Below are 22161 nucleotides of genomic sequence, written 5' to 3' on the forward strand. Positions count from 1 at the left end.
GTGGAGAGCTCTCCGCATAACGTAATGGAGGGCTCTCCACTTAGCAAGGTGAGGTCCTGTGGTCCGCTCAGACGCCCGCGAGAACAGGGCACGCATCCTCGCCGCCGCACGCGAAGCGCTCGCGGCGGACGGCAGCACGTCGATGAACCAGATCGGCCAGCGCGCGGGAGTCGGCGCGGGCACCCTGTACCGCAACTTCCCCACACGCGAGTCGCTGGTCCTGGCCGTCTACCAGGACGAGGTGGCACGCATCATCGGCACCGTGCCCGACCTGCTGGCCCAGATGCCGCCACTGGAAGCGCTCCGCCAGTGGACGACCGACCTCGTCGAGGCCATGCGCAGAAAGCACGGCCTCGGCGACGCTCTCAGCCCGGGCGCGCACCAGGCGATCAGCGAGCAGAGCTACGGGCCGGTCATCGCCGCGATCACAGAACTCCTCGACGCCGGCAAGAAGGACGAAAGCATCCGTCCAGACGCCGACCCAGGCGACTTCCTCCAACTCACCGGCGCCTTGTGGCGCGCCGCGTCCAGCCCCGAGGACCGGGCACCCCACATGCTCGCGCTCATCCTCGACGGACTCCGCACGCACCGGTAAACGACGCGCAGGCGTTGTCACGTTGTTGGGTGTGTGGGTGTCTGATGGCGTGTCGGGGCGCGGTGGGGTCCGCGGTCCGGGCTTGTGTTCAGGCCGTGGTGGGCCGGCTGGCAGCGCCGGTGACGTGGTCCCAGATGGCGAGGCGGATGGTCATCTCGGCTCGGTGTTGGGATGCGGTCATCAGGTGGCGGTGGGGTCGGAAGTGGGGTGAGATGCCGCTGAATGCGGACAGGAACTGCTGGGCCGCGCCGACGGAGCGGAAGCCTTTCATCGCGCGTTCACGCTGCCTGGTGGGCTGGTGGCTGTTCTCGGCCCGGTTGTTCAGTCCCTTGTGGGAACGGTGCTCGACGGAGGGCATGACCTCACGGTGAGCGGCGCCGTAGGAACGCAGCTTGTCCGTGATGATCACCCTCGGCACCGCCCGGGTCTTCTTCATCAGGCGGCGGAAGAAGCGTCGGGCCGCGGCTTTGTTGCGGCGGTTCTGGACGAGGATGTCGAGGACGTTGCCGTCCTGGCCGACGGCCCGCCACAGGTACTTCAGCTCCCCGTTGACCTTGATGAACACCTCGTCCAGATGCCATTTATCCCCGGGCCGGGGACGGCGGCGGCGCAGTCCGTTCGCGTAAGCCTGGCCGAACGTGGCGCACCAGCGGCGCACTGTCTCGTAGGAGACGATGACGCCGCGCTGAAGCAGCAGCTCCTCGACCTCGCGGAAGCTGAGCGGGAAGCGGAAGTACAGCCACACACAGTGGGATATGACCTCGACAGGCTACCGGTGCCCCCTGTACGACGGCGACGCGCTCCCCACGGACAACCCCTCCCAGCGTGATCAACCAGAAGATCATCCCACCCGGTCAGCCAACGTGACAGCGCCTGGACGAGCCGACCTCGCAGATGGACCCGCGTGGCGAGCACGATGCCTGGTCGGTGCGGAGCGCCCGGCGTGGCTTCCCGGAAGGTCACAAGAGGTCCACATGGACAACCACAGGCCATGACCAATGCGCACCGAACCCCGGAGGTGGTCGTCTCGGAGCCGGCGTAGGTGGTGGGCACGCTGATCACGGGCAGGCCGGACGTCAGGGCGATCGCCTTGCCCAGGCCGATGGTGGAACCGCCGCCGATGGCCAGACAACCGTCCGCGCCGGCCTCGCGGGCGGCCGCGCGAGCCGCTTCGGCGACTTCGATCGGCACGTGCATCCTGGCTCCGGTGAAGAGACCCACGCATGTGTCGTCCAGCAGGGTGGCCGCGTGCTCGGCGAGAGCGCGCTGACCGGGCGTGGACAGCACGAGCAGCCGGCGCAGGCCCAAACGCTCTGCTTCACCGGGCAGTTGGCGCAGACTGCCGGTGCCGAAGACCACCCGCATGGGTAGAGCCTCGTAGGTGAAGGTCATCGCGTCGCTTTCGCCACCGGCGCCAGCACGATGTCGAACCTGGCCTGGATGAAGGGCGCGGTCACGCCGAAGCGCTCGGCGTCCTGCTCGTCGTGGGACTCGGTGAAGTCGGTGATCAGGCCTCGCTTGACCGCGAAGACGGCGTCCGAGTCGACGTAGGGCCTGCCCGCGACGAACGCGTGCGTGGTGATGGGCCGGTGGTGCTCGGAACCGGCGATAAGTGGATGTGGGCGGGCCAATAGGGGTGCCTGCCGTCCGGTGGCTTCGAGGAGGCGGTCTACGGGGCCGTCAGTGGGGATCGGGTAGTGGGAGGGGACGACGGTACGGAACCAGTAGCGGCCGTGCTCATCCGTGCGGAAGTGGCCGCGCCCGTTGCCCGCGGGCTGCTGCACGTCGTAGAAACCGTCCTCCGAGCACTGCCACACGTCGAGTTCCGCGCCCTGAAGCGGTGTTGCGTCGGCGGTGAGCACTCGGCCGGAGACCGCACAGGGGCGGCCGGTGCCGAGAGATGGAGTCGCCGAGTTCGCGGCGGGGGATTCGGTCATGTGGAAGGGGCCGAGGACGGTGCTCTCGGTTCCCTCCTCGGCCCCGTTGATCGTCTCGACGAGCATGGAGACGCCCAGGATGTCGGAGAGCAGGACGAACTCCTGGCTGATCGGCGAGCATGAGCTCCTCAACCTCGCGGAAGCTCAACGGGAAGCGGTGATACAGCCACACGCAGTAGGCGATGATCTCCGCCGGGTACCGGAACCCCTTATACGACGGCGACCCCGCGTCCAAGACTGCCCTCCCCGCGATCACAACCCCAAGATCATCCCAGATCTCAGCCAAGTTGACGACGCCCCTCGGCTGCTTCGGAAGTCGTCGAGATGGACCCGCCGTCGAGAATTCCCGACCTCGCTCTCTTCTCTCATGCGCTCTCTTCGCTGAGGCGGTCGACTGCCCACGGCAGGAGCTCCTTGGCCACCGCAAGGCTGAACGGCCTCACCAGCGAACGAAGTTCGGCGCAGGCGGCAGGACCGAGCGTGATGTAAGGGAGGGCAGCCAGCCTGTCGGTGGTGTGCTCGATCTCCGCCCTGCGCCGCGTACCGTCCTCGGTCAAGGCCAGGTCGGGTCCGTCGTCGAGCCATCCACGCTCATGCAGGTTCTGCACGGCCTGTCCCCACTGCTCCGGCGTCCATGCCCGCGAGTCGCGCAGCACCCCTGCGTCGATGTCGCCTGTGGCGGCGTGCGTGACGAGAGCCTCGAGTCCGCTCAGTCCGGCAGTCAGTAGTGCCGCCACGTGACCGTCGCCACGGAACTCCCGCAGCAGAGTCTGCGCGTGCCAGAGCACGAGGTGGGGTGCGCTCGGCCACGGCAGTGCGGCGTGCGCGGCGAAGAGGGGGCGGCCTTGTGGATGGCGCACGGTCACTTCAGCCGCGGTACGGGCCAATTCCGCTGCGCGGGCCAGCGCCGGTGAGGAGACGTCCGCGCCGAGGATGCGGCGGAGCGTGGTATCGATCCCGGTGAGCCGGGCGGCGGCGAACCGCTGCGGCGTGGCGGCTTCCCACGCCGCGGGTATGGCTCGGCGCACCAGTTGGGGATTGAAGTTGTAGAACGTGGCGATGACGAGATCCGCCGGAGCGGCGCCGAGCGCGGCGGAGCGGGACGCGAAGTACCCGGTCCTGGCGTCCACGCCCAACTCGGCGTACTGACCTGCGGCTTCGGGCGAGAAGTAGACAGCCCCGTGGTAGGGCTCGAGAGTTCTCCAGGTCTGGCGCGCGAGGGCCAGGCTGTCGCGGTCCGTGTTCTGCGTCATGAGGGCTCTCCGTCCTGTGGCGGATGAAACGTTGTTGTTCATCGAGCACACGACGGCGCGTGAGGCACACCCTGCCGTACCGTCTGGTCGGTACGTTATCGGAGAGCGGCTCCGGCGACTACTGCCCTGCAACCAGTTCTCTCCTGACCAAGGTGCGCACACATCCGCGGCACGCGACCGCGTTGGTGCGGGCCCTGGTGGTGCTGACGCACCACCAGGTGGCTCGGTGACCGATGATCTCCCCGCAATGATCACCGTGATGAGCTGCGCGAGCACCCCAACGACTCATCACACCAGGACCGTTGACCTGCATGAATCACGATGGAACTTCCTCGATACGGCCTGACCGCCGCAAACGTCGGGCGCCGCCGGGCGCGAGCTGACTGGTGCGCTCGGCGACGTCCCCGCGCGGTGGGGAAGAGGACTTGCAAGCGGGGAAGGTTCTCCGGCTTCTCGCGTCGGGCCTGGGCCATCAGCGGCAGCGGCGCGCCCCACCCGTCGCGCGCGTCGAGGCGGAGCGACGGTACGCCGACTTCCTACGCGGCCAGGCCGAGGCCCTGCTCGCCTGGGACCTCTTCGGTGGCTGGGCGTCCGCGTCGTTTCGGCACGCAGGTCGCAGCGTGGCGACGGTTGAGCAGGTCGCGGTGCCACCGCGGGATGGTGTCGGGGCCTACCAGCAGGAGGTGCCGCACTTTCGCTGCCGGGAGGTGGTGGAGCAGGCCGACGAGGACCGCGCGGTCGGTGTCGGCGAACACGGGCCTGCCGACCTGGCGCCGCAGGACGAGCAGCTGATGCCGCAGCGCGAGGACTCAACCTGCTCGCTGGCAAGCTGACCAACCGGTACGGGCCGCGCCTCCCGTTGATCCTCGGCCAGGTCATCCAGACGGTCGGCATCCTGGGCCTGCTCCTCGTCCGTCGGGACACCCCCACTCCCTTGCTGTTGACCCTGCTGGTGCCGCTCGGCATCGGCGGCGGACTCGCGATCCCGCCGTAGACGTCGGCGATGCTGGAGTCGGTGCCGCACGAGCGGGCAGGCCTCGCATCCGGAGTACTCAGCGCCGCCCGGCAGTTCGGCGGCGCGATCGGAGTCGCCCTGCTCGGTGCGCTGATCGCTGATTCTGCCCACTTCATGACCGGGATGCGGATCAGCCTGGTTGTCGGGGCGGCCGTGCTGGTGGCCACCACACTCGGCGTGGCGCTCTTCCTGCCCGGCGGCGGCGTCGGCGATTCCGTCTGGGAGCCGGTCACCCCACCCGCCCCCGGCGCCCCGGCGCCCGGCACGCCCGCCGACGCCCTCGTGGAACTCCTCAGCACCCTCACCCGCCGCCAGCACGAGCACCGCGCTCGCACCGTCAGCCGACTCACCGCCCTCCTCGACGCCGACCTGCTGCCCGCCGACCTGCAGGAGATGGTGCTCTACTACCGGGCCAAGGCCCTGCGCGACACCGGCCGAGCCGCCCAATCCCGCCGCGACTACCAGCAGGTTGCCGACCAGGGCGGCCGCCTCGCCCCCGCAGCCCGCCGCGGCCTGGCCCACGCCGCACGCCTGGCCGGCGACTTCCCCACCGCCCTCGCCTCCGCCCAGAATCTCGGCTGGGAAGGCCGCCACCAACGCGTGTTGGGTGACCTGTACTGGCTTCAAGGCCAACCCGAGCGTGCCGCCGCGCCCTACCTCGCCGGACGCACCGAAGCCGAACAGCACGGCAAGGCCGGCGAGGCCGCCCACAGCCAGGCCCTGCGCGCATTCGCCATCGCGCTCTACGCCCCCGACCAGGCCACCGCGGAAATCGACCTCGCCCACCAACTCCTGACCGGCCTCAACCTGCGCGCCACCACCATCAACGTCCGCCGGGCCGAACTCATCCGCGATGCCGGCAGCGACAGCGTCGACGACCAGATCGCCACGCTGCGCACCGAACTCGATATCGCGGGCCTCACCTCGCTGACACCCGCGATCGAGCTGGCCTGCGCCTTTCACCAGGCCGTCCTTGACGACCACACCGCACTGCACGCCACGCTCACCCGGCTACGAGAACAAACGTCCGACGAAGATCACGCCTACTTCGTCGACATCGCCCAGTTCATGGCCGACATGCCTGTCGATCAGGCTTCCGCAGTCCGGTGGCTCGACAGTGAACAGCACACCCGCAGCCGCTGGCGTGGCATGGTCATCGCCCGGCAGGCGCACCTGCACGCCGGGCACTGACCAAAGAAGGGGGGGCCGTTTCCCGCGGGAAACGGCCCCCCTTCGTCCGAGGCGGCGCGGGTCAGGTGGGGTTCAGCGGAGTGATGCCGGTACCCGCGTACAGCTCGGGTTCCAGCGACAGGACCGTGAGCGGCTCTCCCGCCTTCACCGCGTGCCAGGCGATCGCAGCAGCGTGGGCCACCGGCCAGTCCACGCTTCTCCAGTCCATCGCATCCACAGCATGAGCTGCGGTGAACGGAACGTTCTCCGCGAACCGCAGGGATGCCGCGTGCTTGCCTGCGCCCGCAACCTGCCGTTCGGCAGCGAGCACGGCGAGGGAGGGGATGATGACACGACCGGTGCCACGTGAGGCCTCGATGTAGAGGCCCGTGAAGAAGGAGTCCGCGCGGTACAGGGCGGCCAGAGCGGTGTGGTCCAGGACGGCCGTCAGGTTCATGCGCCGGCGCCGCCCTGATGGGCACGGATCTTCGCCCAGGCGTCCTGGCCGACCTGCTGAACCTGCTCGGTGTACTCAATGCCGAGCTCACGGGCGGCCTCGACAGCACGCTGCTCCCGCTCGGCTTCCGTGAGCTCGCGAGTGGCGAGCTCTTCCAGCAGCTCAGTGATGGTGGTGCCGCGCTCGTCGGCGAGGATACGCAGCCGGTTGCGCACTTCCTCACTGGTCTTGATGCTCGTCGGCTTGCTCATGCCGTTGATTCTACCGCCGGTAGAACCCAAGCGCCGTCAGAGCGTCACGATTCACCCGTCGCCGACACAGCGCATGTGACCCCTGCGTGCCCGATCGGATGGCGAGCAGTGGGGAACGTCGGCAAGTCGCCTGCAACCGCGCAGGTCACCGTCTTGCCAGGTCAGCGCCCATCCGCATACGCGATCTTCCAAACAGGTGCTCCAGGAACGGGCAGCGAAGCTGACTGGGTCAGACTTCGTAGCCACGTGATCAAGGTCGCGACACATCGTCCCACGAGCGTGCCAGAACGACGATCACCGATCCAGCCGCCGGGCGGGGCTCTCCCATTCCACGATGATGGGTCACTCGAACGTCGGCCGAGGGGGCGTTGCGAAACGGGCTTTCCAGCACGATGGGATCCCGTGGCCCGGTTGGATCCCAAAAGGCACCACGGTTCAGCGTGGACGGGTACGGCCCCTCACGGCCGGCGCGGTCACGTCCAGGACGGCGGGACAGCCCGTGCGCTGATCTCGGTGAGGCGGAGCGCCACGGTGATGACGAACTGGCGGCAGAAGTCGAATGCGGCGGTCGGCAAGGTGTCGCACGGATCGACAGGCATTCGCCCGCCCGAGCGGTCCGGAAGGTGTCCGGCCGGGCGGCAGCCGTTGGTAGGCAGAGTGGAGCCGGAATCGGCGTGTGTGCGTCAGCCGGCGGGAGCGGGCACAGAGGATCTTCACTATTTCCGCACCGAATTCATATGATGCGGAGATCAACAGGCCTGGCACGAGGGAAACGTCGGCCAGCCTCTCAGGTTCCCGTGGGGGATTCATGCGTATACGCGTTGCGGTCGCCGTTGTTTCCGGTGCCGTCGTTCTGTCCGCGCTCGCTCTTCCGATAGCCGCCCAGGCGGCGGAGCGTCCGGGTGCGTCGACGAAGCTCAGCTCCTTCACCTCGAAGACCGTCCATCCGAACGACTCGCTGGGCAACACCAAGTTCTCGCACGCGGTCATCAACGGCGGCAAGGACATCGCCCTCGGCACCACCGGCACGAAGTCCGTCACCATCACGTACACCGCCACCGACCAGAACGGCGTCGCCCTCACCGAGGCCTTCCTGTGGCAGGGCACCGACAGCTCGACCACGGCCGGCATCACCGGCGGCCTGGGGACGGACGACGACCCCAGCTGCACGGAGACCGCGACCCAGGGCGTCTACAACTGCAAGGCCCTCTTCAACATCCACCCCGCCACCGACATGAAGGACAACGGCGTAGCCGGGACCTGGAAGCTGTTCCTGGGTGCCTGGGACCTGTACGCGAACGCCAGCTACAACGACGACGTCGCCACCGCCGCGATCAAAAAACTCTCCACGCTGACCGCCGATGCCACACCCGAGCCCGTCAAGAAGGGCAAGACCATCACGGTCACGGGCAAGCTCGCCCGCGCCAACTGGTCGACCGGCAAGTACGCCGGCTACGCCTCCCAGCCCGCGAAGCTGCAGTTCCGCAAGAAGGGCAGCAGCACCTACACCACCCTCAAGACGGTCAAGACCAACAGCACCGGCGTCCTGAAGACCACCACCAAGGCCACGGTCGACGGTTACTACCGCTACGTCTTCGCGGGCACCACCACCACCGCCGCCTCGACAGCCCCCGGCGACTACGTCGACGTCAGGTAAGCAGTCCGGTAAGCACCGCGCGTCACCACTCCGGTGCCGGGCCGCCGTGCATGACAGCGCCCCGGCACCACACCATTTCCGCGCGAATCCTCTGGATCACCGGATCGTGGCCAACTTCCCGCAACGCCTCCAGCTGCTCCTGGGTGAGCTTGCCCCACCTCGCGTGGGTGTTCGATTTCCACACCATCCAGCCTCACGACCACCGGCTCCGTCTCGCCGTCGACCGCGATCTCCTCAGCGTGACCGCGCGGTACAGGTCGGTGGGCGCCTTCCCGCTCCAAGCTGGGGGTTGCGTGGGCGTCACGCTGGTCGTCCGCGGGCGTTGAACCAGCGCCCTCGGTCCACGGGGCCGGCGTCCTGCGGGCGCTGAGCATCCTCTTGAAGGCGTCGACCACCGCCTGGTCGCCGGGATGCAGCTGCCCGGGCCCGCGGCCGCAGCGCTCCCACCGCGGCTGTCCCGGCGCCTGGCCCTTCAGGGGAATTACGTGAAGTTCCACAGCTCCCAGCCCGGTGCGGACCATGCCGCGCACTCCCGCTGGCCGGTGCGCATCGTGGTGCGGGGTGCGCACCACACCACGCACCAGTTCACCCAGCGTGAAAGCCTCAAGAGGAGGTGCTGGAGGGAGAGTTCTCCCCTCGATGCACAGCATCGCACACCCATAAAGGGACGATGCGGGCGGTAGCGAACGTGGTCTAGGAAGAACGCCGCCGATTCCGACCCCGCCAAGGGTTGATTCTCAACCCGACAAGGGGTCCGCACCGACCGCGCCATCCATGCGCACCATCACCGTGAGTGTGTCCATCGCGGTGCGGTGCGCGCCGGGCCCGCGCACCGTGATGCGCACCAGTGAGCGTCCGCCAACTTGAAGACGCAGGTCAAAGGGCTGGTGTGACCGGTTCTCGGGGTGCTCACGCTGGTCGCGGGCGGCAGTCTGAGCAGTAGATCGTCCGTCAGGCTGTGTTGTGTTGCTGGCGCCAACGGCCGGGAGTGGGGATCTCCGTGCTTACGACGGGGTGCGCGATTGAGGTCGGGCCGTGTTGGCCTGGCGGGTTGGCTGGTGGTTGATTACCGCATGGCCGCGCGGTCGGAGACCAGGCCGGCGATGGCCTGGTAGGTCTGGTCGAAGTACTCGCGGCGTCCGATCCAGCGTTGCAGGGGCCGCCACTGCTTGTGCTCGGCGTTGGCGTGCTCGACGCAGATCCGCTCGGAGGACTGCTGCTTGCGCGCTTCCTCCCAGGCCGCCAGGTCCTCGGGCGGGGCATCCTTCTTCGGCTTCAGCGGCGGCGCTTGGACCTGGGCGGGGAACTGCTTGGCCAGTCCCCGGTAGCCGGCGTCGACCTTGGCCTTGACCTGGGGGAACCTCTCGAACAGGTCGCAGATGCCCTCGGTCTTCAGCGCGGTCTGGTCGTGCTGGCGGCCGGGCCGGAAGGCACCCGCCCACAGGGTCCGGCCCTTCTCGTCGGTGACGACGGTGGCCTTCTTGGTGTTCTGCCGCATCTTCCCGGAGATGAATGCCCGGCGTCCGGGCTTGTTCGCCCGTGGACGTCGGACCCGGACCTCGGTGGCGTCGATCCGCAGTTCCACTCCGTGGGAGGCGGCGTAGGCGAAGACATCGGCCAGGGTGCGAAGGCGCAGGTCGGGACTTCCAGGGACGGCGAAGCCGCGGGCGGCGAGCAGGGGGCGGATCTCGTGGACCGCGCGGGTGATCGTGGAGCGGTCCACCTCGTAGAACAGGGCGAGGACGGCATGCGGAAGCTGGAAGCGCAGGATGACCAGGGTGGCGACGACCCGGTCGGTGAAGACGAGTTGGTGGTCGGGACCCGCTCCGGCGGCGCGCTGCCGGTCATGGCCCCGGCGTTCACGCAGCTGGGACTCCTGCCCGGCCACCCACGGCCCGGCCAACTCCGCGACCAGCTTGCCCAGGCGACGGCGCGGGATCCCGGTGCAGATACGATGGCTCAAGGCCGTGCGGGCCCCTCTTGACGTCACAATCATGATCGTCCCGCACGGCCGTTCGCATGCTCAGACCGGGGTTTCAGCTACCGCGCACCACGTCGTTACTGCGGCAGGTTGGCATCGTCCGCCTTGCGGAAGATGTCTCCGCACGTGGGGGAGGGCACCGGCTCGCGGGCTGCAAGGACGGTCAGCGTATGGCGCACTTCCGTGCTCAGCCGAAGGAGCTGGAGACTGGTCTGGCCGCCCTTGTAGGCGTACAGGCGGAAGACTTTGACCGCGATTTCGTCTCGGTCGTCGGCGAAGGTGTCTGGGAGCCCGGCGAGTAGTTCGAAGTCTTGCTTGCCGGTCGCCGCGTCGGCCACGGTGCTGAGGGGCAGGGTCTCGAACTCTCCTGCGGGCAAGGAAGCGTCTACCGCGACAGCGTGGGCGGCTAAGGCCGCGAAGACCTCAATGAGTCGTTCGCCCACCGCCGTGTCGATGCCCCAGGAGTGCAGCCGCTCTTGGCGGCGATCCTGACGCCATGGCTCCTGGTCCAGTAGTGGCAGCAGGACGCGACCGAGGTACGCGCAGCGACGCCATAGCGTGTCGTGGTCCGAGGTCATGATCGATCCTCTCTGGGGCAGTTGGAGGTCCTGCCGCCTGAGCGGCGCAGGCCCTCGAACTTCCCACTACACGCAGGCTAGGTACAGGACGGGGCTGTTCGCCGTGCCGCTGCCCGCGGAGCCGCCCGAGTTCACGAGGGTCCCGTACGTCGTCGTCCGGAAGGCATGGGTCGGGTCACCGGAGTGGTGTTCGCAGGTTGCCGCTGCGGTCGACGATCGCAGCGGAGGCGCGCACTTGGACTGGTGCGCGGTCCCGGTCGTCATCCACTGGTTCGAGAAGTCGTTGTAGAGCTCCAGGTCCACCTCGCTGGTGCAGGCCACGGGACCACCTGAGCACGTCTTGATGCCTCCGGTGCCCGTCATCCGGGAGCCGCTGTGGATGGGCTTGGAGGCGTAGAAGTTGCAGCTCGTCGTCGCTTGCGGGGAGGCGTCCTGCGTGGTCACGGTGATCTCCGGCGGTGCCGGGTTCGGCGGCGGGTCCGCCAGCGCCGTCTGAGTGCTCGTGGCGACCAACGCCACACCAACAGCGAACGCACTCACAATGGATCTTAAGCGCATGAAAAAGACTCCTTGTCGCTGAGTGGGCCGAAGGCCCTGAGTGACATCAGACCGTAAATGTGGAACACGAGGTACAGCAGTGACGTTTCGGCCAGTCACTCCTCCTGTCCCCGCAGGCCCGGGAAGAATCGACTTTGACCGACTGCCACTCCTGCCGACAGCCACAACACGAATGCCGGGAACCTCCTGCGTCGTTGTCTCAGCGGTTGACTTCGAGGTTCGTCAGAACGAGCAGGGCGCGCAGGAGGCGCGTCGCGTGAGCGGGATCGGTGCGGAGCTTGGTGAGGATCCGCCAGTTCTTCAGGTGGGCGAAGCCGTGTTCGACCGGTGCGCGTCCGACGGCGAGGACTCGGTTGGCGGTCTTCTGGCCGGGGGTGAGTTTGTGGGTGCGGCTGGCGTGGAACCCGGTGACGATCACGGGGTCGACTACGTCGTTGTCCAGGCCGCGGAAGCCGAGGTCCGCCAGCGCCCCGAGGCCGGCGGCGCGCAGGTGGGCCAGGATGTGGTCGTGGCGGGCGGCGGTGTTGTCGTGGGTGCGGCCGGGCCGGGCGGCAGATATCCAGATCAGGCGGCCTCTCTCGTCGGTCAGGGCGAGGAAGTGCAGGCCGTGATGGTGGTGTTTGCCGGAGTAGTTCCGCCGGTCGGCCTTTCCGGTGCGGCGCTGGGTGGCGATGAGGGTGCCGTCGATCAGGACCACCTCCCCGCCCTGCTTGGCGACCTTCTTCAGGGCGCGGTCCAGGCGCGGCGCCTGCGCGGCGAGCAGGGTGATCAGCTCATCGCGCCAGCGGCGGACGGTCGACTCGGAGACATTGTTTCCGCCGGCCATGTCCGTCAGGCGCTGGTCGTGACGCAGCACGGCCAGGACGATCACCGCGATCTTCCCGGGCGGCAGGATCCGCCACCTGGACCGTATCGCCTTCAGATGGCGACGCAGCAGACCGGCGAGGTGGTTGACGGTGCGCGTGGACAGCGGCAGACGGCATTGGTAGACAAGCGGGCAGGTGTCCTCGGCGCGTTCTTTGGTTTTCGTCACACAATTCCAACGGCCGCCGGGGGCACGCCGGTTACGCCCGCACCGCACCGCACCGCGGCAGGCGGCAGGCCGCAGATCAGGTTACAGGCGGGTGGTGAACCGGCCGTCGGGCAGTTTGCGCAGCCAGCCGCGATCGACGAGTCTGACCAGCTTCCCGCGCAGCGGCTCCAGCTTGGCCCGCACGCTGACGTCGATTCCCAGCGCGTCGCCGACCTGCCGGGCCATGACCGGACCGGCGGCCTGCCGCACGACGGCAAGAATGCGCTGGTAGTCCGACGGAAGGGCGGTCTCCTCCACGCCTGACGTGCGGCGCGGGATCAGCATCACCGCCCGTCCGCCCACCTGCCCAGGCGCCGGCGCGACAGAGGCGCGCTCGTCGGCGAGTTGTTCGCTAATCCGCTCAAGGACACGTTCGGCGGCGGCGAGTTCGTCCCGCTCCGCCCGTACCTCCGCCAACTGCTTGGCCAGCTGTTCTTCGAGTTCGTCCAGCTCCGCGCGCCGCGCGGTGATCCGTTCCAGCAGCTCGGGATCCATGCACCGGATCGTAGAAGGCCGCCCGGCCCTTGCGAGCAGGAACCGGCGAACCCGGCTCCGCCAAACGATCTACTCCGCAGACTGCCGCCGACGACCAGCGTGAGCACCCCGAAAGCCGGTCACACCAGCCCTTTGACCTGCGTCTTCAAGTTGGCGGAGGCTCAGTGCGGCGCCCGCGGTGGCTCGCGAGCATGGTCCCTCAAACCGAACCACGCCCTACTCCAATTGTGGCTTCGGCTTTGGCTGCCGCTGGTTGTCCTGAGTTCCACAGTTAGCGGTGTCGACTAGGGAACGAAAACGTGGGTTGACCTGCGGAAACGCCTGTGAGCACGCCGAGATGGCGTGTCACTAGGCGGGGGGATAGTGCCTGGTCAGCGGCCTGCGGTCAGATCGATGATCTTCTTGGGCGGGGTGACGTTCAGGGCGGTGAAGATGTCGCGCTGGGGCTTGGTGAGGTCGGTGGACTGGCGGAAGGTGCCGGCCGGGCCGGTGTAGGTGACCGCGTGCAGGCGCTGGAGTTCGGCGCGCAGGCGGTTCCAGGTCTGGCCGGTGGAGGTCTCGGCGACGCGGATCAGCAGCAGGGCGAGCCAGCAGAGCAGGACGTGGGCGCGGATGCGGTCCTCGCGGCGGTGGTAAACGGGGCGGAGATCGAGAATTTGCTTCATGTCGCGCCAGCCGCGCTCGACTTCCAGGAGCTGTTTGTAACCCAGGGCGATGTCCTCGGCCGACAGCTTCGGATCCGAGGAGCGCAGGAGGTACTTCCCGTCGAGGTTGGCCTCGGCGGCGATCTTCTTCTTGTCCACCCGCAGCAGCCCGCTCGGGGTGGTGCGCAAGAACCGTTTCAGACCGGGCTTGGTGGACAACACCCCAGCCAGCTTGTCGCGTTCGGGCCTGGGCAGCTTGTCCGTGGCCTCGATCGCCTCGGTGAGCTGGGTGACCATCCGCTGACGGATCGCGGCGTCGCGGGTGGCCTGGTCGGGGTTGAAGCAGATCACGAACCGGTCGTCGGTTCCGATGTTGACCTCCTTGACCTGGAGGTTGTCGCGCACGGACGCATAGCGGCCCTGCCGCGAGAGGGCGGCGCGTACTTCGGGTGATCCGGTGCGGAGTTTCTCGCCGATGATGTAGCCGCCGCCTCCGCGCATCAGCGCCCGGCGGTTGGCGGCGGAGGTGAAGCCGCGGTCGGCGACCCACACGATCTTCGACAGCGTCCACTCGCGCAGGTCGTCGCGGACCTGCCGGATCAGGGCCTGGTCACCGGTGTTGCCGGGCCAGGACCACACCCGCACCGGGATCCCGTCGCGGGTGACGGCCATGCCGATGACGACCTGGGGCAGATCGTCGCGGGAGTCCTTGGACTTGCCGTGGGTGCGGAACCCGTCGTGTCGCACCGCGTCTTCGGCCGGCGCGTCGGCGGCCAGGCGCTCGCCGTGTTCGTCGCGGGCGACAGGTTCGTCGGCGTCCTCGGTCTCGAAGTACGTGGAGCTGGTGTCGAAGAACAGCAGGTCCACCTCCAGGTTGAGCAGGTCGGTGACCTGGAAGTACGTCTCCTTGGCCAGGGCCGGCTCGATGGTCAGCAGGTAATCCATGGCTCGGTAGCAGGCTTCGTCACTGATCGCCTCCAGGCCGTCTATGTGGACGTCGTCGGCGATCCACTCGGTCGCGGCGAGCTTGCTGGAGGCGGCCAGGGCCCGGTTGGCGACCAGCGCGAACAGCACCCGTTCGACGCGCGGATCCAGCCGCCGCCCGGCCAGTTGGCGGTGCACGACACCGTCGAGGCCGAGCCGGTGCCAGAGTCCGTCCAGCGCGTGCACCCCGCCGCACGGCCTGGAACTGATCAGTGACAGGTCTCCCGAGCCGGTCGCGGCCAGCGCGGACGCGGGGTCCAGCAGCTTCGAGAGCGCGCCGACCAGTCGGCGCACCGCCTCGCGGTCGAGCTCGTCCTCCCGGCCGAAGGAGTGCAGCACCTTCGTACGCGAACGCCCCACGGCCGGGTCCCACTCGTTGTGGGCCAGCTGCAGATACCGGACCGTCTGCCCGTCCTTGTTCCGCCGGGACGTCGTCTTCACATACATGCCGCTAGACGATACGCACATCATTCCATGTCACAGGCATGGGGGTGACAACATCGTGCCACTAGGCGTTTTCGGCCTTTCGCGCTAGGTGCAACCGCCTGACCTGCACCGATGCCCTGCCACACCCCCGAGAACCCCGCTCAACTGTGGAACGCAGGGTTGTGTTTGTCGATGCTGTCGAGCTGTTGTTGGACGTGGTCGGTGCGGTGCTGGGCGTGATACAGCTCAAGGGCTCGCTGCCATGCGGTGCGGGCTTGCTCGGGTTGGCCGCTTAGGGCCCGTAAAGAATCAACACGTTGCTTCACGGTCTTCCTATCGTTGGTGTGGTATGCGTATACCGAGCGAGGTCCGTGACCAACTTGCCCTGAGGTTCGGGGTGTTGTTACCTCATCTGAATGAGCGGCAGCAGCGGCTGGCGTTGGCCGCCGAGGCCCGGCTGCTGGGGCACGGCGGGGTCCGGGCCGTCGCGTGTGCCGCAGGGGTGAGCGAGACGACGGTGCGGAAGGGTGTGTTCGAGCTGGAGGGCGGTGAGGACCCGCTGCCCGATGGCCGGGTCCGACGGGACGGCGGCGGTCGCAAGAGCGCCGAGGAGCTTGACCCGCTGCTCGTTCCGGCGTTGCTGGCGCTGGTCGAGCCGGATGAGCGGGGCGATCCGATGTCGCCGCTGCGGTGGACGACCAGGTCACTGCGGTCTCTGGCCGGGGAGCTGACGCGGCAGGGCCGTGCCGCTTCGGCGCCGACCGTGGGCAGGCTGCTGAGGGAGAACGGGTTCAGTCTGCAGGCCAATGCCAAGACCCTTGAGGGCGCTCAACACCCAGACCGGGACGCTCAGTTCCGGTACATCAACGACCAGGTCAAGGACCATCAGGCGGACGGCGAGCCGGTGGTCAGTGTGGACACGAAAAAGAAGGAAGTCGTCGGGGAGTTCAAGAATGCGGGATGTCAATGGCGGCCGGCCGGTGAACCCGTGCGGGTTGACGTCCATGACTTCCCCGGTGATGCACTGGGCAAGGCCCTGCCCTACGGCATCTACGACCTGGCGGCGGACACCGGCTGGGTGAACGTCGGTACGGATCACGACACCGCAGCCTTCGCGGTCGCGTCGATCCTCCGTTGGTGGAACGGGCAAGGACGTCTCGACTACCCGCAGGCCAGACGTCTGCTGATCACCGCCGATGCCGGCGGCTCCAACGGCTACCGCACCCGGGCCTTCAAGACCGAGCTGGCTGCGTTCGCCGCCCGGACCGGCCTGGCCGTCACGGTCTGCCACATGCCGCCGGGCACACAATGCCGTTGCTTGATTACTGGACTATCGCGGTGTGCAGCGTGATGGCCTTGGCTGTGATCCGCCGTGTCGGTTGCCGGTCCCGGGTGTTGATCCGGTAGGAGAGCTTCGAGGAGTACTTCGAGTCCGGCCGTTTGAGGTGCCGGTCCGCCTCACGCAGGCGCCTGGCGCCGTTGTCGAGCTTCCGGCGCACCTTCGCCGCCAGCACAGCCAGGAACTTCTTGATCTTCTTGGGCGTATCCGCGCACTGTCGGACCACGCTGCGCCGCGTGTGCTTGAGGACCTTGACGAACGAGACCCGGTCCGGGTTGATGCCGTTGTCGTCGGCCAGACACATGATGACCCGCGTGAGGCAGTGGTGCACGACCAGGTGCGCCCAGACCTCCTGCCGCACCAGATCCGGGTCTCCCGAGCGCAGGACCTCGACCGGCCCGCGCTGGAACGTCTTGATCTGCCGGAACGCCGACTCCGCCTCCCACCTGGCATGGTAGAGCTCTGCCAACTCCGCCGCCGGATACGCAACCGGGTCCAACAGATCGGTCAACAGCCTGACCACCTCGCCGCCGTCGACGCGGTACTCGATCACCCGGACCAGCACCCCGCCAGGATGAGCGCCCTTCTGCCCGCCCAGGTTCATCCTCCCCAGGTAGGTCCCGTCGGGCAGATACTCAACCGGCCGGTGCGCCACCGGCGAGCGAGCCCGGATCAGCAGATGGGCCCCGAATCCGAGATAGGCCTTCCATAACTCGACCCCGGGGAAGCCCCGGTCCATGATGACGAGCATCTTGCTCGCCGAGGTCGCCAGAGTGATCGCCAACTCCCGCTCACCGCCGTTGAATCCGCCCACCGCCGCGTCGATCTGCGCGTGCGTGCCACACTCGGTCAGTGTCACCACCCGCACTTGAGGGAACCCCGCCGGCTGGCCGTTCTTGACCGGCCCACCGAACGCGGCACGGTTGGCCGGTGTGTCCGGCGCGTCCAGCACGAACCCGTCCACCGCGGCCAGCCGCATCCCGCGGTAGAAGGAGCCCTCCAGGCCGACGGGGGCCAACGGGTCGGCCAGCTCGCGGAAGACGGCCTCCAGGACCAGCGGTCCCAGACGCCTGCGCGCCCGCGTGAACGAGGACTTGTTCGGGATGCTCCCGCTCAACTCCCTGATACTGCCCACCAGTTGCTCCGCCGCATCGTCATAGGAGTCCTGTTGGAACACCACATTGGCACCACCGACCGCGGCATCCGCGAGCCGTCGCATGTACCGGCCGTGCACCCGGTCCGAGGCACTACCGCAGTGCGGACAGTACCGGGCCGGTGCCTACGCGGAGGGAGCCCGCAGCGGGGCACCCCAGGCCCAGCAGATCGCCGACGCCTGGCACCTGTGGCGAAACCTCGCCGAGGCCGTGGAGAAGACGGTCGGCGCCCACCACCACTGCATCCGCGAGGCGTTCACGGTGCCCCCGGTCCAGGCGATGTCGACCACGGCGCCGCTGGCCGCCGCGGAGCCCACCGGCACGGCAGGGACCGTCTTCGTCCCGCCGGATGGCACATTGGACGTGCTCGGCCGTCCTCGAAGGCTGGTCGCCCGCACCACCGAGCGCTACCAAGCGGTGCAGCAACTCCTGTCTCATGGACTGTCGTTGATTCAGATCAGCCGCGAACTTCGGCTGGACCACTCGACCGTCCGGCGCTTCGCCCGCGCCGGCAGCCTGGAGGAGTTGCTGGTCAAGGCGGTGAATCGCGTGTCAATCCTGGACCAGTTCAAGCCCTACCTGCACCAGCGCTGGCGCGAGGGCTGCCACGACATCCCCAACTGCACCGCGAACTCCAACAGCAGTGCTTCACCGGCGACATCCAGTCCGTCCGCCGCTACCTCAAGCCCTACAAGAAGCCGCACAGCCCCAGGCCCAGGAACCCGCCGGCACCGCCTCCCACGCTCCGCCCGGCCCCGAAACCCCGCCGCGTCGTCCGCTGGATCATGAGCAACCCTCAGCACCTGGCCGAGACCGACGCCACCGAGCTCAAGGAGATCCGCGCCGCCTGCCCCCACCTCGACGCCACCGCACGGCACGTCCGCGACTTCGCAGGCATGATGCGCGACCTACGCGGCGAGGAGCTGCCCGCCTGGATGGACCGGGTCATGGCCAACGACCTTCCCGCCATGCACTCCCTGGTCAACGGCATGAAGCGGGACATGGACGCGGTCACCGCTGCATTGTCGACCTCCTGGAGCTCGGGCCAGGTCGAAGGCCAGGTTACGAGGGTCAAACTGCTAAAGCGCATGGGCTATGGCCGGGCGAACCTCGACCTCCTCCGGCGACGAGTCCTCAGCAGTCCCTGAGTGCCAGACCGAGGTCAGTACCAGCGGCTGAAAGCGGCAACGCCGGATCCGGCCTCTGCGGCGTGTCGAATCACCCGTAGGGGCGCGTCGATGAGTCCCGCCGCATCGCAATCGGGTGTGTCGCCCATAGCGGTCATCCAGTCGGTAAATCCGGGAGAGGGCGGTGCTTCGCTGCGTGTCGGACAGGAGCAGGGCTTCCTCAGCCCGAGGCAGAGCGGTCCGAACCTCGTCGGCGGAGAGTAGGACGTTCCCGAACCAGCCGGGGAGCATCGCCGACTGTTGAGCGCCAAGGCCGTAGTACAGGGCCGCGACCGGGTTTGCCTTCCGGGCAGTCGCAACGAAGAGGCCAGCGCCAACTGCCTGGGGCATCAACGTCATACTCGCGTCCTGCATGGCGTCCGTGGCCGCGGTGGACCCGTTGGCGTCCTCGATGGAGTCCGCGAATCGATAAGCGACCGACGTGGGCGCCAAGGAACCGGAAGGACCCATGGAGCGATCGAAAAACGCCTCTTCCTCGCCGCCGTTCAACCACCAGGCCAGCGCCTGGCTGAAACCCGGCGGCTTGTCCCGGTCGCCGGGCCGTATGAGATGGACGTAACGGTCTGGAAGTTCCCGAGCCTCCGCGTCAGGGATGACGCCGACCACCCACCGCCCCTGTCGAGCTCACCGTCACCCCTCTCAGCCTACGGGGCAACTCTATCCGCCTCGCTGATCGGCATCACAAGATCCACGACAGAGCCCGTAATTCCCCAGGAGCTGGCCGACGTTCGGAGCGTCCGTCCTGTGGGCAGCGGAAAACCGTTCGACAGGCCTGGCCGGGATGGAGCATGATCCGCGCTCGTGACGACGCCGAAGCAGCTCCTGATCCAGGCCGCCGCCCGCAACAACGCCGAGTGGTGCGCGGCGATGAGCCGATCGCACGGCCTGGCGGGTGAGTTCAGGGCACAGGCCTGGGCCGCTCCGGCCCGAACGCCGTTGTATTACCCCGACGCGGTGACGCTGGTGCCGGGTGCAGACTCGGCCGTGCTGGCAGCCCGGATCGACACCACCGCGCCCGGCGCCTCCGTCAAGGACAGCTTCGCTGACCTCGACCTGACGGAGGCCGGCTTCCAGGTGCTGTTCGAGGCACAGTGGATCCACCGCCCGGCGAGTGTGCCCGCCGCCGCATCGGACCTTGCCTGGGACGTGGCGGGTGATCCGGACACGCTGCGCGCCTGGGCGCTCGCCTGGGACGACGGGGGAGGGAACGCGGACCTCTTCCGGCCTGAACTGCTGGACGACCCGGCCACCTTCGTGCTCGCCGGACAGTCCCCTGACGGCCGGGTGGTTGCCGGAGCGGTGGCGAGTCGCAGCGACCAGGTGGTCGGAATCTCCAATGTCTTCGCTCTGGACGGCGGCCCTGACGCGGCCTGGCCGGTCGTACTTGACGCGGTGCAATGGCTGTTCCCCAGCCTGCCGGTGGTCGGCTACGAGCACGCCGATGACCTGGCGGTCGCCGTCCGTCATGGCTTCGAGCCGGTCGGTCCGCTGCGGATCTGGCTGCACATCTAGGCCGGCTCCAGGGCTGCCCGAGCCGCCGCTCGCGACCACGGCCCCCATGGAAAACGTCGCTGATCTTATGATCGGGGGTCAGGTTCTGTGCAGGATCCGCTTGCGTAGGAGGTCGAAGTTGGCGCGGCCGTATCCGGCCCGCTTGAGAAGCTTCACTCTCGTGTTCTGTCCCTCGACCTGGCCGGAGCTCCATGGGCTGGACAGTCCGGCGACGACGGCGTCCTGGTCGCGACGAAGGCCGTTGACCAGGGAGTGCAGTGCGGGCAGGGGGTCCTGTTCGACTCGCTCCATCCACTGCGGCAGTTGGTCGCCACGCAGGTCGCGCATCATCTCGGCGAAGTCGCGGACGTGGTCGGTGACCGCGTCGAGCTCGGGACAACCGACGCGGATCTCCTTGAGGGAGAGGGCGTCCGCGTCGGGGAGGTTGCCTGGATTGGTCATGATCCATCGGACGACGCGACGGGGCCGCGGCGCGGGCCTGGGCGCCGGCGTGGGGGCGGACGGCGTGAAGTTCCGTAAGTAGCGGCGGACGGTCTGGATGCCCCCGGTGAAGCCGAGAGCGGTGATCTCACGGTGCAGTTGGGCGGTGTCGTGGCAGCCCTCGTTCCACCGTTGGTGGAGATGGGGCCGGTGGGCGTCCAGGATCGTGGACCGGTTGATTGTTTTGACCAGGAGTTCGTCGATGCTGGTTGCGCGGGCGAAGCGTCGCACGGTCGAGCGGTCCAGCTGCAGCCGGTGGCAGATCGACTCCAGCGAGGCCCCCTCGTGCAGCAGGTCCTAGACCAGGGCGAACCGCTCCCGGGTGCGGACCACCAGGCGGCGCTCGCGCCCGCAGACGTCCAGTGTCCCGATCGATGCTGCGAGGGGGCCGTCGTCGCCAGTGGGCGCGGTGGTGGGTTCAGGGACCGGTGGCTTCTCGAACACGGCCCGCACGCAGGTGTAGTGGGCGGCGACGGTCTTCTCGACCACCTCGCCGACGTTTTTCCACAGGTGCCAGGCGTCGGCGACCTGCACAGCTTGCGGGGCGCCCGTGCGGGCGCCCTCCGCGTACGCTCCGGCCCGATCGCGGCAGATGATCTCCACCTCGGGGTGGTCCAGGAGCCAGGTGGCCAGGGGGTCGGCGTCGCGTCCCGGCAGGACGTCGACGGGACGGCGCCGCTCCAGATCGACCAGGACGGTGGCGTATGAGTCACCCTTCCGTAATGCGAAATCGTCGACCCCGAGCACCCTGACCTGCCCGACGGGCTCCTCCGGGAAGGCTCTGAGCAGGCGCAACAGTGTGTCCTTCGCTGCTGGTGCCCCCAGTGCGACGGCGAGTCGGCTGCCTGCTCGCCCGGCCAGCGCGAGGGCGATCGAGGTCAGCGTCCCGCGCATCAGCGGGGTGTAGCGGGCGTGTGGGCTGGTCAACCCGGTCACCTGCTCGGCGAACGTCACTGCTGGACAGGCGTCGTTGAGGCAGCGGAACCGGCGTACCAGCAGCTCGATGACTACCCGGGTACCGCTGACCGCCGCGTCGGACAGGCGTCGCAGGTATCGGCCGTGCACCCGCGCCGAGGTGCTCTGACAGCGCGAGCACGGCGCATCGGTGCCACGAACACGGGCATGCATCGTGATCCCGTTCACCGATCGCTCTACCAACTCCACCACGACACCAGACAGATGAGGAACAAGCGCCTCGAAACTCCGCGAAGTACACCGGGGACACGATGGCAGGCGCCACCGACACCAGCCCCGATCACAAGATCCCCGACAGAGCCCGTAATTCGGCACTGCTGCAGTGGCCGGTCCGGCGGAAGCGGAAGTGACGAAGCGCGATGCGGCGGCGCTGTCACGTCGCGGGTCCCGGGTGGGGATATGCATGATGGTGGTGAGTTCGGGTTTACCCATCCATCACAG

At 68.1% G+C, this 22161-nt stretch carries 23 protein-coding genes and 5 pseudogenes; 8 read left to right on the top strand and 20 right to left on the bottom strand.

Features of this window, described 5'->3' with window-relative positions:
• Nucleotides 1-58 precede the first annotated feature (58 nt).
• The gene (locus tag OG819_RS49495) at nt 59-595 is read left to right on the top strand and encodes a TetR/AcrR family transcriptional regulator (protein WP_266638235.1); all 537 of its coding nucleotides are present in this window, start codon (nt 59-61) and stop codon (nt 593-595) included.
• Nucleotides 596-683: 88 nt separating this feature from the next.
• Here OG819_RS49495 and OG819_RS49500 read toward each other — a convergent pair whose 3' ends face one another.
• The 6 genes and pseudogenes from OG819_RS49500 to OG819_RS49525 form a co-directional block, all read right to left on the bottom strand.
• On the bottom strand, nt 684-1352 hold the full coding sequence (locus tag OG819_RS49500; protein WP_266656546.1) for an IS6 family transposase: 669 nt from the start codon (nt 1350-1352) through the stop codon (nt 684-686).
• Nucleotides 1353-1615: 263 nt separating this feature from the next.
• Nucleotides 1616-1987, bottom strand: a pseudogene (locus OG819_RS49505) (iron-containing alcohol dehydrogenase); the annotation flags it as partial.
• On the bottom strand, nt 1984-2664 hold the full coding sequence (locus tag OG819_RS49510) for a dioxygenase (protein WP_266656248.1): 681 nt from the start codon (nt 2662-2664) through the stop codon (nt 1984-1986). The pseudogene OG819_RS49505 and the gene OG819_RS49510, both read right to left, overlap by 4 nt.
• Nucleotides 2651-2767 (bottom strand): annotated as a pseudogene (locus OG819_RS49515) (IS6 family transposase); the annotation flags it as partial. The pseudogene OG819_RS49515 and the gene OG819_RS49510, both read right to left, overlap by 14 nt.
• A gap of 130 nt (nt 2768-2897) precedes the next feature.
• Nucleotides 2898-3785 (bottom strand): hypothetical protein, encoded by an 888-nt coding sequence (locus OG819_RS49520; protein WP_266638238.1) that lies wholly within the window; start codon nt 3783-3785, stop codon nt 2898-2900.
• Nucleotides 3786-4363: 578 nt separating this feature from the next.
• Nucleotides 4364-4585 (bottom strand): annotated as a pseudogene (locus OG819_RS49525) (integrase); the annotation flags it as partial.
• A gap of 59 nt (nt 4586-4644) precedes the next feature.
• On the opposite strand from OG819_RS49525, the gene OG819_RS49530 reads away from it, so the two are divergent.
• Together OG819_RS49530 and OG819_RS49535 are read left to right on the top strand one after the other, a co-directional pair.
• The gene (locus OG819_RS49530) at nt 4645-4779 is read left to right on the top strand and encodes a hypothetical protein (RefSeq protein WP_266638239.1); all 135 of its coding nucleotides are present in this window, start codon (nt 4645-4647) and stop codon (nt 4777-4779) included.
• A gap of 9 nt (nt 4780-4788) precedes the next feature.
• Nucleotides 4789-5991: a hypothetical protein gene (locus OG819_RS49535; RefSeq protein ID WP_266656252.1), complete on the top strand. Its 1203-nt coding sequence runs from the start codon at nt 4789-4791 to the stop codon at nt 5989-5991.
• Between the two features lie 61 nt (nt 5992-6052).
• On the opposite strand, the gene OG819_RS49540 is transcribed toward OG819_RS49535, so the two are convergent.
• The 3 genes from OG819_RS49540 to OG819_RS49550 form a co-directional block, all read right to left on the bottom strand.
• A complete protein-coding gene (locus tag OG819_RS49540; protein ID WP_060895202.1) occupies nt 6053-6427 on the bottom strand; it encodes a PIN domain-containing protein in 375 nt (124 codons plus the stop codon).
• Nucleotides 6424-6678 (bottom strand): hypothetical protein, encoded by a 255-nt coding sequence (locus OG819_RS49545; protein ID WP_266656254.1) that lies wholly within the window; start codon nt 6676-6678, stop codon nt 6424-6426. The genes OG819_RS49540 and OG819_RS49545 overlap by 4 nt, the downstream gene beginning before the upstream one ends.
• Nucleotides 6679-7151: 473 nt before the next feature.
• Nucleotides 7152-7277: a hypothetical protein gene (locus OG819_RS49550; RefSeq protein ID WP_266656256.1), complete on the bottom strand. Its 126-nt coding sequence runs from the start codon at nt 7275-7277 to the stop codon at nt 7152-7154.
• Between the two features lie 209 nt (nt 7278-7486).
• Here OG819_RS49550 and OG819_RS49555 point away from each other — a divergent pair, with 209 nt between their 5' ends.
• Entirely contained in the window at nt 7487-8335 is an 849-nt protein-coding gene (locus OG819_RS49555) for a hypothetical protein (protein ID WP_266638241.1), read from the top strand.
• Between the two features lie 22 nt (nt 8336-8357).
• On the opposite strand, the pseudogene OG819_RS49560 reads toward OG819_RS49555, so the two are convergent.
• The 8 genes and pseudogenes from OG819_RS49560 to OG819_RS49595 all read right to left on the bottom strand — a co-directional run.
• Nucleotides 8358-8616: pseudogene (locus OG819_RS49560) on the bottom strand (hypothetical protein); the annotation flags it as partial.
• Nucleotides 8617-8816: 200 nt separating this feature from the next.
• The gene (locus OG819_RS49565; protein WP_266656258.1) at nt 8817-8942 is read right to left on the bottom strand and encodes a hypothetical protein; all 126 of its coding nucleotides are present in this window, start codon (nt 8940-8942) and stop codon (nt 8817-8819) included.
• 459 nt (nt 8943-9401) lie between these two features.
• Complete coding sequence (locus tag OG819_RS49570; RefSeq protein ID WP_266647792.1) at nt 9402-10331, bottom strand: transposase; 930 nt, start codon at nt 10329-10331, stop codon at nt 9402-9404.
• A gap of 62 nt (nt 10332-10393) precedes the next feature.
• Nucleotides 10394-10894, bottom strand: a complete 501-nt coding sequence (locus OG819_RS49575) for a hypothetical protein (RefSeq protein WP_266638242.1) — start codon at nt 10892-10894, stop codon at nt 10394-10396.
• A 66-nt stretch (nt 10895-10960) separates the two neighbouring features.
• Nucleotides 10961-11413, bottom strand: a complete 453-nt coding sequence (locus OG819_RS49580; RefSeq protein WP_266638243.1) for a hypothetical protein — start codon at nt 11411-11413, stop codon at nt 10961-10963.
• Between the two features lie 238 nt (nt 11414-11651).
• The gene (locus OG819_RS49585; RefSeq protein WP_266638244.1) at nt 11652-12485 is read right to left on the bottom strand and encodes a transposase family protein; all 834 of its coding nucleotides are present in this window, start codon (nt 12483-12485) and stop codon (nt 11652-11654) included.
• 81 nt (nt 12486-12566) lie between these two features.
• The gene (locus tag OG819_RS49590; RefSeq protein ID WP_266638245.1) at nt 12567-13019 is read right to left on the bottom strand and encodes a hypothetical protein; all 453 of its coding nucleotides are present in this window, start codon (nt 13017-13019) and stop codon (nt 12567-12569) included.
• A gap of 371 nt (nt 13020-13390) precedes the next feature.
• A complete protein-coding gene (locus OG819_RS49595; RefSeq protein ID WP_266647505.1) occupies nt 13391-15094 on the bottom strand; it encodes an IS1634 family transposase in 1704 nt (567 codons plus the stop codon).
• 328 nt (nt 15095-15422) lie between these two features.
• On the opposite strand from OG819_RS49595, the pseudogene OG819_RS49600 reads away from it, so the two are divergent.
• A pseudogene (locus OG819_RS49600) lies at nt 15423-16379 on the top strand (ISAzo13 family transposase); the annotation flags it as partial.
• Nucleotides 16380-16395: 16 nt separating this feature from the next.
• Here the strand turns inward: OG819_RS49600 and OG819_RS49605 are convergent.
• The gene (locus OG819_RS49605; protein WP_266656260.1) at nt 16396-17631 is read right to left on the bottom strand and encodes an IS4 family transposase; all 1236 of its coding nucleotides are present in this window, start codon (nt 17629-17631) and stop codon (nt 16396-16398) included.
• Here OG819_RS49605 and OG819_RS49610 point away from each other — a divergent pair.
• From OG819_RS49610 to OG819_RS49620, 3 genes are all read left to right on the top strand, one after another.
• On the top strand, nt 17630-18355 hold the full coding sequence (locus OG819_RS49610; protein WP_266656262.1) for a hypothetical protein: 726 nt from the start codon (nt 17630-17632) through the stop codon (nt 18353-18355). The two genes, OG819_RS49605 and OG819_RS49610, sit on opposite strands and share 2 nt — an antisense overlap.
• Nucleotides 18352-18714 carry a transposase gene (locus tag OG819_RS49615; RefSeq protein ID WP_266656264.1) on the top strand — a complete coding sequence of 121 codons (363 nt, stop codon included), beginning with the start codon at nt 18352-18354 and terminating at the stop codon, nt 18712-18714. Before OG819_RS49610 ends, OG819_RS49615 begins: the two co-directional genes overlap by 4 nt.
• Before the next feature lie 840 nt (nt 18715-19554).
• Entirely contained in the window at nt 19555-20265 is a 711-nt protein-coding gene (locus OG819_RS49620; protein WP_266656266.1) for a hypothetical protein, read from the top strand.
• A 78-nt stretch (nt 20266-20343) separates the two neighbouring features.
• Here OG819_RS49620 and OG819_RS49625 read toward each other — a convergent pair whose 3' ends face one another.
• Entirely contained in the window at nt 20344-20976 is a 633-nt protein-coding gene (locus OG819_RS49625; RefSeq protein ID WP_266656268.1) for a transposase, read from the bottom strand.
• A 66-nt stretch (nt 20977-21042) separates the two neighbouring features.
• On the bottom strand, nt 21043-22152 hold the full coding sequence (locus OG819_RS49630; RefSeq protein WP_323139455.1) for an ISL3 family transposase: 1110 nt from the start codon (nt 22150-22152) through the stop codon (nt 21043-21045).
• Between the last annotated feature and the right edge of the window lie 9 nt (nt 22153-22161).

Origin of the sequence: Streptomyces sp. NBC_01549, assembly GCF_026339955.1 — a bacterium.
Taxonomy (GTDB): domain Bacteria; phylum Actinomycetota; class Actinomycetes; order Streptomycetales; family Streptomycetaceae; genus Streptomyces.